The sequence below is a fragment of the Spirosoma pulveris genome, assembly GCF_054781875.1.
Map to the genome: position 1 here is coordinate 794,742 of NZ_BAAGTO010000003.1, position 11,381 is coordinate 806,122.

The window sequence follows — 11,381 nt, forward strand, 5'->3', positions numbered from 1 at the left end:
CCACCGACGGTTCAACCGAAATGATTACCCCTTTCTGTCTACTAGTAACCGGTATTGTTAGGCAACAGGTTCGGGTTCACGTTCAATTCCTGAAGAGGCACTGGAAAGAGCAGGTTTTTTTCGGTAAATGTGGCACCGAAGACCGTTGTGTGCCCCACAAAATCGTCCCAGTTGCCCGTTACGTCGTTGTGTACTTTGCGGGTACGGATCATGTCGAACCACATCTTGTTTTCGAAGCACAGTTCAAAGTAGCGCTGCAACCACACCTCCTGTTCAAAAGCGGTTTGGCTCAGCGCACCGATTGGTGCCAGTTTGGCGCGGGCACGAATTTTATTGACGTAATCGACCGCTTTCGCATTAGGCGAGCCCTCAGCCCGGTTGGAGGCTTCGGCATACATCAAATACACATCGGCCAGCCGGTACAGCGTATAATTGAGGTCAGACTTGGCCGTATTCGTTACCGCGTTCACGTCGAACCACTTATAGATGTAGGTGTTTCTGAACGTTACATTCTCGCCCGTTTTCAGACTGGGGTAGGACCGGTATACAAACTGCCGATCCTGCGCCCGCTTGTCGCCTGCCGGAAACGACTTCATAAACTGATCCGTTGGGTACACAGACCCGTATTCATCAGCGTATTTCGAGATGCCCGAATAGTTCGGGATCGTGAGGGGCGTCAGCGGATTAATGGATGGAACGCTGGCGGCATACTGTACCTGTAAAATAAATTCGCCCTGGTTTTTGTTGGCTGGATTTATCATGTCCGTGTATTCCGGAAATAAGGTATATCCACCGTTTTGAATCACATTCAGCGATCGTTTTGCCGATTCGGCATAATACTGTGCGCCACCGTTGATGGCCGCACCCGCGTAGGTCAGGTACACATCGGCCAATAGCGATTCGACAGCTCCCATCGACACCTTTCCCGTATTATCCTGCCAGGGTAGCGTCGATTTTTCGGCTAGCAGCAGATCGGGAATAATGATCTTATCATAAATGTCTTTCGCCGGTGTGCGGGGGAAATTCAGATTCAAATCGGTAGGTGTGCTGGTTACACTCGGTACCGCTCCGTACATGCGCACCAACTGAAAATAATACAGGGCTCTGAGGGTATGGACTTCAGCCAGCATATTTGTTTTCTGCTCGTCCGTTAGTCCGCTGGCATTGATCGAGGGGATACTCTGAATGGCCAGATTACAGTTTCCAATCCCCAGATACATCTGCTGCCACCAGGTATCGAAGTAAAAGGACGAGTTATTGTAGGCCATCTTCTGAAACGTAGCAAACCCGGTCTGCCCCAGGTCACTGTTCACTTTGCCGGTTACAAACTCCAGCAGGTTCCAGGTATTACCGCCGTAGGACGCGGGCTGACCAGCCAGAAAACCCTGCAGGCTGGCGTAGCCTGCATTGGCGTAGGCGCGGGCAACTTTTACGCTCGACACATTGGAAGCGGGTGTAATAAACCCGGTTGGCTTTTCCTGTAAGAACTCTTTACAGCCCCCCATTGTGAGCAGGGCCATGACGACTAAACTATATCTGACTATTTTCATGACGTTTCGTAGAAAGAGGTTAAAAGGTGAGGTTTACGCCCAGATTCCAGACGCGGGGCCGGGGATAGGCAAAGAAATCGAGGTTTTGCGAAAAGGCACTGTTCGACCCGTACCCCGAATTAAACGTGTCCACCTCCGGGTCGTAACCGCTGTATTTGGTGATGATGAACAGGTTCTGTACACTCGCATAGACCCGTAGCCGGTTCACTTTCAACCGCTGTAAGGCAGAATTACTAAAGTTGTAACCCAGCACAAAGTTTTGCCCGCGAATGAACGAGCCATCCTCTACCCACCATGTATCGAAGTGCGAATCCTGCGCAAATTTGTAGTTACGCACCTGCGAAATCATGGTGTTCTGGTGGTCTGGTGTCCAGGCATCCAGTACGGTGGCCAGGCTGTTTGCCAGCGTCTGCCGGTCTTCGGTAGAATGTTTGAAGGTGCCTGCGGTGTTAATACCCTGCACAAAGCGGATATCGGCGGTGAGATCCCAGTTACCGTACTTGAAGGTGTTGCTCAGTACGCCCGTCCATTTGGGTGTTGTGCGGCCAATGATGCTGTAGTAGTTGCTGCCATCGGCATTGTAGATGTACTTCCGGTCGCCGGGCTTGAGGTTGTGCTTGGCGGCTTCATCGGCCTCGTTGGTACCGTACGTACCCAGGCGGGTCATGCCCCACAAAGATCCAATGGGTTCGCCCACCCGCAGAATGTTTGTCTGACCCAGAAAATTAGGACCGGGAAAAATATCTGCGTTGCCGTTATTGAGTTTTAGAATCCGGTTTCTGTTCGACGCAAAAACGACACTGCTCGTCCAGGTAAAATTGTTCTTCCGGATGTTCGTACTGTTTAAACTTACTTCTATACCCGAGTTTCGGACCGAGCCGATATTCTGGTAGACATTGGCATTTTGCTCACCCGCCGACCATGGGATGGGAGCCTGCAACAACAGGTCTTTGGTAACCCGGTTGTAATAATCAACGGTCAGGTTGATGGCCTCGCCAATACCCAGTTCTACCCCTGCATCGAATTGCTGCGATCTTTCCCATTTCAGGTTGGGGTTACCCAGGTAACTAGGCAACAGGGCCGATTGCTGAGCGCCACCGAGTACGGTGTTGGTAGGCTGAATCTGCGCAATGGAGCGGTACTGACCAATTTCCTGATTACCCGATAAGCCATAGCTTGCCCGTACCTTTAAATTGGTAATGGTTTTGTTGCCTCTCAGGAAATCCTCTTCCGATACGCGCCAGGCAGCTCCGGCAGATGGGAAAAAGGCGTATTTATTATTAGCCCCGAATTTCGACGACCCGTCGTAGCGGCCGGTGGCCGTAAATAAATACTTCTCGTTGAGGTTATAGCTCAACCGGGCGTAGTAGGAGTTCATGGCCCACTGATAATCCGATGAGGTCGATGAACTTCTTACCGAGCCCGAACCTAAGTTGTGATACTGAAAAATATCGTCAATAAAGTTCTGGGTCTCAACGTAGTTGGTTTCCTGGTTGTATTGCTGCCAGGAGGCCCCCAGCAGGGCGGTCAGGTGCTGATGCTCATTAATGGTCTTGTTCCAGGTCAGGTAATTCTCTGATTGCCAGTACCGGGTCGAGTTGTTCGTGATACCGGCAACCCCACCCTGGTCCGCCGAGATGTGTGGCAGGTTCTGGGAAGAAAAAAAGTTGTTTTTCTGGTAGTTTACGTTGTACCCCAGATCCGTTCTGAAGTCCAGGTCTTTGGTGATATGGAACAGCAGGTAAACATTACCCAGCGCCTGCAGCGTATTATTGAGCGTGTACCGGTTCGTGGCGGTGTTGACCGGGTTAGGAGCTCCTTCCAGACCAGCAATGTCGTTGTTACCCGCCCAGGTACCATCGGGGTATTTTACCGGCACAATGGGCACTTCTTCTGCCACAGAACGCGGAACGTTTAAGCCGCCATTTCCGTCCGAAACTACCTTTTGCTGGCTGTTGATCGCCGAAATGGTACCACCAATTTTCAGCCATTTGTTAACGTTGTTATCGAGTGTTAACCGAACCGAGTACCGCTTGAAACCGGAGTTGATCATCAGGCCATTCTGGTTCAGATACCCTAGTGATAGACTGTAAACGGTTTTATCGTTCCCTCCCTGAATGTTCAGATTCTGATTTTGGGAGAAAGCGGGCTTGTAGACCTCTTTTTCCCAATTGGTGTTATACAGAGGCTTGTTGTTCGTGTCGAACAGCAGTGGGAAATGGGCGTGGTCGAGCGGAGCCAGTGGGGTCCAGGTCGCACCGTTGGGATCGAACTTACTGCCATTGGCGAACGCCTGGTTGTAGACCTGGACGAACTCATCTGAGTTCAGCGTTTTGACGTGACGGTACAGATCGCTCACGTTCACATCGCCGGAATACGTAACACGGGCCGCCCCCGACCGGCCCCGTTTGGTCGTAATCAGAATTACCCCGTTGGCACCCCGCGCTCCATAAATAGCCGTTGACGAGGCATCTTTCAGCACTTCCAGCGATGCAATGTCATTGGGATTGATGGAGTTGGCATCTACCCCGATCACGCCGTCGACAACGTAGAGCGGGTCGATATTGGAGTTGATCGACCCTAAGCCACGAACCCGTACTTTAGCCGGTGCTCCCGGTGCGTTGCTGTTTACACTGACCTCAACGCCGGCAATTTTCCCCTGCAATGCCTGCGACACGTTGGGTACGGGTTTGTCCATCAGTTCCTCTCCTTTAATAGTTGCTACCGCCCCGGTCAAGTCGGATTTCTTAACTGTACCGTAGCCAATAACTACGACTTCGCCGAGGGCTTTTGCATCGGATGCCAACGTAATGTTGACCGTACTCCGGTTACCCACTTTTACTTCCTGACTGACATAACCGACAAAACTGAATACCAGTGTTGCCGAAGTATTTGGTACAGAAATCCTATAATTTCCCTCTGTATCTGTTGTTGTTCCGGTACCCGTTCCTTTAATGATAATGTTTACACCCGGTACGGCCGTTTGCGTTTCTGAATCGACAACTTTTCCAGTAATAGGTATATCTGCTGTCCTCTCTTTTGCAGGAATTCCGGCACTTACAGTAAGTAGTTTTGACAGTAAAATATTTAACAGAATAAACTGTGTAAACCTGCCAATCCTACAGATGCATTTCTGTACAGTCGTTTTCATACGTTTTTTGAGTTAAGATGTAAAAAAGTAAAATTGTGGGGCAAGTATATATAATCAAGTTGAGGTTTTTCTGTGCTCCGGATGTGCCCAGGTTTGCTACAGAATATACTCATATACAACTAGTTATATTTTAGGTAGAATTGTATTTTTTCATACTTGTTGAAAGGCTTACCTTAAAAAGGCTTTAAAAAATTAAAGCTTTTTTTAAATCATTTTTGTAAATCTATTCGCTGTTAATGGCTAGCTATTTTAAGCCGATTCCGTATTTAGTTTCTAAAGTTTTTCCTCCTTTTTAGATAATTACATTAAATAAATTAATAAAGAATAATACTAAATCCTTTACTCTTGAAGAAGATTAAAATGCTATTAAGTAAAGGTAATTACTTGAACAGTAGTGGAATCAGGAGCAAACAAAAAAACGATGATCTGTTCCGGCAGATACAGCCTTTTTTTTGGGTATAACTTATGAGAGTCTTTTGCGAATGGGAAACAGCTAAAAGAGAATAAATAAATTCATCGGACTGATAAGGGCTGACCATTTTGGATGAAGCAACACAAACGGACCTGACCTATGTCAGTCACTAATTGGCTTTTAGGAAAGCTCCAGGCCAATTTCATTATAGATTATTAATGGCTTATTGGCGGGGTAGCGACACGGTAATGGTCGTTCCGCTTCCCAGTTGCGAGTTAACCATGAGGGTTCCTCTGTGAAGTTGGATGATCCGACTGGTCAGCGACAGACCGATACCGCTGCCTTTGATGGCGCGGGCATTGGTGGCGCGGTAAAAAGGCTGGAAAATTTGATTCAGCTCGTCAGCGGCAATGCCTATGCCCTGATCAGAAACGACAACTTCAACCGATGTATCAAGTACGACAACGGTGATCTGGACATGATGACTGCCCGAGAATTTACAGCCATTATCGATCAGATTGATAAAGGCTGTTTTCAGTAACGACAACTCGCCATACAGCATCACGTCGGGTAAGCCCTCATCAGCCCAGTCCGCCGGTGCGGTGGATTCGCCCGGCCGGTCCGCCGGTGCGGTGGATTCGCCCGGCGTGGATTCGCCCAGCGTGATGCGGTACGTAGGGTGTTTACGGAGTACCAGCCCTACCGCTTCGTATAGTACCTCATCAAGGGCTATCTCGTCTCTGCTTAGGTCGACCTGTCGGTTTTCCAGTTGTGCCAGTTCCAGTAACCCGTTTGAGAGCGCATTGAGCCGCCCGATCTCTTCCTGTAACGAGGTCAATAGCTGTTCGTATTCAGATGCCGGGCGTGGCTTCATCAGGGCCACCTCGATCTGGTTGGTCAGCACAGACAACGGGGTCCGTAATTCATGCGACGCATTGGCAATGAAGCTACGCTGCAATTCAAATGCAGAAATCCGATCAAGCATTTGATTGAAGGTGTGCGTCAGTTGCGCCAGTTCGTCGGTACGGCTTGGTGTGGTCAGCCGGGCGTCCAGGTTCGAAGGCGTAATCTGATTGATCTGCTGAATGATATCGACCAGAGGCCGGACCGATCGGCTGGCAAATAGTCGGCTCAATCCAATGACAAGCAGCCCCGTTATACCAAACATGAAGCCCATTACAACAGCGGCCTCCTTCATGGTGCGGAAGCCGTAGTCATCAATGGCATAACTGATCACTTTGAGCCGCTGCCCCGGCTGCCTCACCAGCAGGCCCAGGCCAACTCGTCGGCCGTTGACCAGGCGTACCTCTCTCCCCGGACTAATCTGGTTCAGTAAGCGATCGTCAATGGGGATGGGCGAGTTCGTTCCGGTACGGTTGTCCAGTTCGCCACTATCGTACAGCAGCTGGTTCTGCATGTCGAATATAGCGACCCGCCGATCTGAATAAGCGGTGTGCGTTTTTTTGTCGATTTGCCGAAGCAGCGGTTCCTGGATAGTCCGTTTCTCCTGCAGGAGTTGCGCCATCGTCATGCCCCTATAGCGGAGTTTGATCAGAAAATCGTCGCGTTTCGATCGGTCGACATAAAAATAAAAGGTGCCCAGTAGCAGCAGTAGTACCGGCAGCACCACGGCAATAAACGTGAGCGAAAGTCGGGTCCGAATTTCCATCGACGCATCAAGCCTCCTGACTTATAGTGAGCATGTACCCGATACCTTTCCGTGTATGGATCAGCTTAACCGGAAAGTTCCGGTCAATTTTTTTACGAAGCGAGTTGATGTAAACGTCAATTAAGTTAGTACCGGAGTCGACGGGGATATCCCAAACATGTTCGGCGATTTGCTGGCGGCTGATGATCACGCCCGGATGGCGTAATAAATAGAGCAGCAGGGCCAGTTCGCGCGGGGCCAGGTTGATGGGCTGACCGGCCCGGCTGACCCGCCTTTCGGCGACATTCATAACCAGGTCGGCGATGGTGAGCAGGTTGGCGGCCTCTACGCCACTCGCCGTTGTAGCTCGCTTTTGCCACACCCGAATACGGGCCAGCAACTCACCAAATGCAAACGGTTTAACCACATAGTCACTGGCACCAACGTCGAATCCCGCCAGCTTATCGTCTAACGACCCCAGAGCCGTCAACATAATGACAGGAATCTGGGCGTAATGTCTACGCATTTCCCGGCACAGGGTAAGTCCGTCGACATCCGGCAGGCCAATGTCGAGCAGCATCAACGTTACATCGCCCAATGCCAGTATCCGTCGGGCAGCGGCTCCGTCCAGTGCCACCGTTGTCTCGAAGCCACATTCTTCCAGACCCCGCTTGAGTGAAAGAGCCAGCTTAATCTCATCCTCAACAATTAGAATACGCATATTTTTTTATGCCCTCTCTGGGTGGGTAGCCATCATCTGCCCGCCACCAAACGGCTTTAGGATTATTTAATCCATCCTAGCAGATGCCTTCATCTACCAGACAAGCCCGACACGTATCATTGCGGTGGTGCTTACCAAAGCGGGATTTACCCTGATTTTACCGTTTACTCAACCTCCATTATGAGACCAGATTCCCCCAGCTCGCATGGTCCTGTTACCGCATCTGTCAGACCCCCGTTGGTAACGGGTGGGAAAACATATGCAGATGTTACGGAAGATATTTGTCGTCAGGTCGAGGCCTGGCCAACCCGGGAATGGAAAATTGGGTTTGGCATCTCGCTCACGGTACTGCTTTATGGCACAGCCTGCGTCTTCTGGACCTGGTGGCAGGGACTGGGGGTCTGGGGGCTGAACAAAACCATTGGCTGGGCCTGGGACATCACCAACTTTGTCTGGTGGGTGGGCATTGGACATGCCGGCACATTGATTTCAGCCGTACTGCTGCTGTTTCGTCAGAAATGGCGGACATCCGTAAACCGGGCTGCCGAAGCGATGACCATCTTCGCCGTTATCTGTGCCGCCATGTTTATCATGCTGCACATGGGACGTCCCTGGCTGGCCTACTGGGCGTTGCCACTTCCCAACACGTTTGGGTCGCTCTGGGTCAATTTCAAATCGCCATTGGTGTGGGATGTATTCGCTATCAGCACCTACTTCACGGTTTCGCTGGTATTCTGGTACATGGGGCTGGTGCCTGATCTGGCTACCATCCGCGACCGGGCCTCCAACCGTATATCCCGGTACATCTACGGTACGCTGGCACTGGGCTGGAATGGCTCGGCCAAAACCTGGGCGCGGTACGAATACGTGAGCCTGATTCTGGCCGGGGTTGCTACGCCCCTGGTCCTGTCGGTGCATTCCATTGTCAGCATGGACTTTGCCACTTCACTTATCCCCGGCTGGCACACTACTATTTTTCCCCCTTACTTCGTGGCCGGGGCCATTTTTTCGGGTTTCGCGATGGTGCAGAACCTGATGCTGGTTACGCGGGTGGTCTTCCACCTGGAAGATTACATTACCGTAGAGCACATTGATTCGATGAACCAGGTCATTGTGCTCACCGGCTCAATCGTGGGGGTGGCTTATATCACGGAGTTGTTTATTGCCTGGTATTCGGTCAATGAATTTGAACGGTTCGCCTTTCTCAATCGGGCTACGGGACCCTACTGGTGGGCTTATGCCACCATGATGACCTGTAATGTCATTACGCCCCAGCTTTTCTGGTCACGTACCATCCGGCGGAGTGTCGTCTGGTCGTTTGTGCTGGCCGTGGTGGTCAATATTGGTATGTGGTTCGAGCGGTTCGTAATCATTGTCACCTCGCTCCACCGCGACTTCCTGCCTTCCAGTTGGGCCATGTTTCACCCTACGCTGTTCGACATTAGCGACTTCCTGTTTACGATGGGGCTATTTTTTACCCTGTTTCTGCTTTTTGCCAAGTTGCTGCCCGTCGTAAACATGGCCGAAGTAAAAGCGATCCTGAAATCCTCCTCGGAGAAAATGCCCCAACTCAGGCACGAGCGTTCACCACAGGAGGACGCTCCTGATCTGCTTATTACGGCGAAGGCGACCCCGCCAGAAAATGGCTGATGGAGCGACGCTGGGGCGGGGTGAGTTGACGGGCTGGGCGGATTATTCCACGTGTAAACTTCTTTTTTATGGCTGATATCACCAACCAAGCCGACGTTGAACGGCTAGTCAGCGCCTTTTACAGTCGGGTATTCTTCGACGAAGAAATCGGACTTATCGTTACGCTGGTGGCACGCGTCACGCCAGCTACTCATTTTCGGAAAATTGTAGACGTATGGACGCGGCTACTCCTGAGCGGGGCTACGACACCGCCTGACATTATCCAACAGCATGTTGAGCAAAACCTGATGCCTCTGCTGGAGTCGGTCTATTTCAGACGGTGGCAAGCCTTGTTTTGTTCAACCGTTGATGAGTTGTTTTCGGGTCCCGTTGCCGAGCAGGCAAAAGCACTGACAAGGCAAATTGAATCACGACCGCTCACCAAAACCCCCGCCCGCGAGCCCCTGGCGCTGAATCCATGATTCACTTTGCGGAGAGCTTGATTGGCCTGACTCCAGCACATGCTAAAGTTGTTATCTCTAGTAGACAAAAATACGGGTAGGGGTGAAGACCCCTCAAAAAGGAACTGTTAATCAATGTTATATATACTTACAATACAGTTTGTCGATGATGGATTATGTACCAATGAAGTTAAGTTGACATAACATAGGATCATATCCTATTTGTAACTACCTTTACTTAGTTACTTAAGTAAGTATCCTTACACCAAGTTCATATTTATACTTGTGTATCTGCTTAGGCAGCTTAGTCTACTAATAGCCTGTTCAGGAGAGCTTATAGCTAGTTAAATTGTCGTGAAACGCCGAGCCTGCGTTCTATCCTTTTCATCTGATAGGTAATTATATAGTATATGTTCATGTATTGTATTATTTTCTTTTTTAACCGACAACGTTGACTTCTTTTCTACTGGTTCTGGACGACGATGAAGATGACTGCGTGATGCTCACGTATTTGATCAAGACACTCTTTGGCGAGCGCCTTTCGCTGGTGTGTACCATCAACAAGACGGACTTTCTGGCGCATCTGACCCCGGCAGAACCGTCTGTCAGCCTGATCTTGCTGGATTACCATCTACCACCCACTACGGCTGCGGAGTTGATCCCCTATATCCGGGCCCAGGCAGGTATGGGAGAGGTTCCGCTGGTTGTTTGGTCAGCCCATGCGAACGCTCAGGAGCAGCAGGCTTGTTTGGCCCAGGGGGCCAGCGAATACCTTTCTAAAGTGTCGGGTATAGATAAGTTGACCCAACAACTCCACCAGCTAGTGATCCGGCACTTGCCGCATCTTTCTCAAATTGATGAGGCCTAGGCGCCCCAAATGATATAATACCCTACACATCAAGGAAATTACTTTAGATTAAATCGTATTCACCCTTAAATCCTCAGAAGGGGAATTTGCACGTGCTTGAAAAAATCCCTTTTAGAGGATTTAGGGGTGGAATAGACTGAAAATAACCTAATATACTTTCGCTGACCTACTTAAAATATATACCCTTGAATAAAAGGCCAGTACTCGGTAAAGGCGAGAAAGGTAATTTGGATTTCTGAATCCAAATAGAAAAATACGCCTTCGTTTTGTTATGAAAAAGCTACTTATTGCTCTAATCCCACTATTAAGCCTATGGGCTCCCCCGACAGGTGCTCAACAGCTTCCCCAAAATTCCACTCAGGAGCTCATCAGATCCGTCATCAACAACTATGAGCAGGCCTGGAACCGTCATGATGCGAAAGCTTTAGCCGGGCAATACCATACAGATGCTACGTGGGTCAACTGGTTTGGTGCCTATTACAAAGGCCGGGCCGAAATAGAGAAGCATTATCAAACTACCCATAGCACCTATTTTAAGGCAACTCATTTTACCACCCGTTCCGTTGAGGATATTGTGTTGATCAAACCCGATATGGCCCTGGTTCATGTGCGTACGGATTTAAGTGGCGATGAGCGCTATCCCGGACAAACCTTTCGATTTCGCCGAACGGTTCTATTAACTAACAAGGATGGTGGCTGGCGAATTTTAGCCGGTCAAAACGCTAAACTCAATGAGGGAATAGAATGAGGTATGTTAACAAACCGCATAGGCCACTCACTAAAACTGCCAGCTGGTAAATCTCACAAAAGGGAGGTGGCTGTTGCACAACTCTGCCAGTGCCTAAAACTGCATGATAGATGGAGTTTTTGTACCTTCAGCTATCTATGCAAGGCAGAAAACACGACCGCGAAAAACTCATCACCTCTTTCCACCTTTCCAG

At 49.8% G+C, this 11,381-nt stretch carries 8 protein-coding genes; 4 read left to right on the forward strand and 4 right to left on the reverse strand.

The window, feature by feature from the left end:
- Positions 1 to 41: 41 nt before the first annotated feature.
- The 4 genes from ACYVJM_RS15885 to ACYVJM_RS15900 all read right to left on the reverse strand — a co-directional run bounded on the left by ACYVJM_RS15885 (position 42) and on the right by ACYVJM_RS15900 (position 7,482).
- The gene (locus ACYVJM_RS15885) at positions 42 to 1,550 is read right to left on the reverse strand and encodes a RagB/SusD family nutrient uptake outer membrane protein (RefSeq protein WP_461149212.1); all 1,509 of its coding nucleotides are present in this window, start codon (positions 1,548 to 1,550) and stop codon (positions 42 to 44) included.
- 19 nt (positions 1,551 to 1,569) lie between these two features.
- The gene (locus tag ACYVJM_RS15890) at positions 1,570 to 4,701 is read right to left on the reverse strand and encodes a SusC/RagA family TonB-linked outer membrane protein (protein ID WP_461149213.1); all 3,132 of its coding nucleotides are present in this window, start codon (positions 4,699 to 4,701) and stop codon (positions 1,570 to 1,572) included.
- A 635-nt stretch (positions 4,702 to 5,336) separates the two neighbouring features.
- A complete protein-coding gene (locus ACYVJM_RS15895; protein WP_461149214.1) occupies positions 5,337 to 6,782 on the reverse strand; it encodes a HAMP domain-containing sensor histidine kinase in 1,446 nt (481 codons plus the stop codon).
- A 7-nt stretch (positions 6,783 to 6,789) separates the two neighbouring features.
- Positions 6,790 to 7,482 (reverse strand): response regulator transcription factor, encoded by a 693-nt coding sequence (locus ACYVJM_RS15900; protein ID WP_461149215.1) that lies wholly within the window; start codon positions 7,480 to 7,482, stop codon positions 6,790 to 6,792.
- Positions 7,483 to 7,662: 180 nt separating this feature from the next.
- Between ACYVJM_RS15900 and nrfD the strand changes: the two genes are divergently transcribed.
- From nrfD to ACYVJM_RS15920, 4 genes are all read left to right on the forward strand, one after another.
- Positions 7,663 to 9,132 (forward strand): NrfD/PsrC family molybdoenzyme membrane anchor subunit, encoded by a 1,470-nt coding sequence (gene nrfD, locus ACYVJM_RS15905; RefSeq protein ID WP_461149216.1) that lies wholly within the window; start codon positions 7,663 to 7,665, stop codon positions 9,130 to 9,132.
- A gap of 68 nt (positions 9,133 to 9,200) precedes the next feature.
- Positions 9,201 to 9,593: a group III truncated hemoglobin gene (locus ACYVJM_RS15910; RefSeq protein ID WP_461149217.1), complete on the forward strand. Its 393-nt coding sequence runs from the start codon at positions 9,201 to 9,203 to the stop codon at positions 9,591 to 9,593.
- Positions 9,594 to 10,023: 430 nt separating this feature from the next.
- The gene (locus tag ACYVJM_RS15915; RefSeq protein ID WP_461149218.1) at positions 10,024 to 10,440 is read left to right on the forward strand and encodes a response regulator; all 417 of its coding nucleotides are present in this window, start codon (positions 10,024 to 10,026) and stop codon (positions 10,438 to 10,440) included.
- A gap of 271 nt (positions 10,441 to 10,711) precedes the next feature.
- Positions 10,712 to 11,188 (forward strand): YybH family protein, encoded by a 477-nt coding sequence (locus tag ACYVJM_RS15920; RefSeq protein WP_461149219.1) that lies wholly within the window; start codon positions 10,712 to 10,714, stop codon positions 11,186 to 11,188.
- Positions 11,189 to 11,381: the final 193 nt, after the last annotated feature.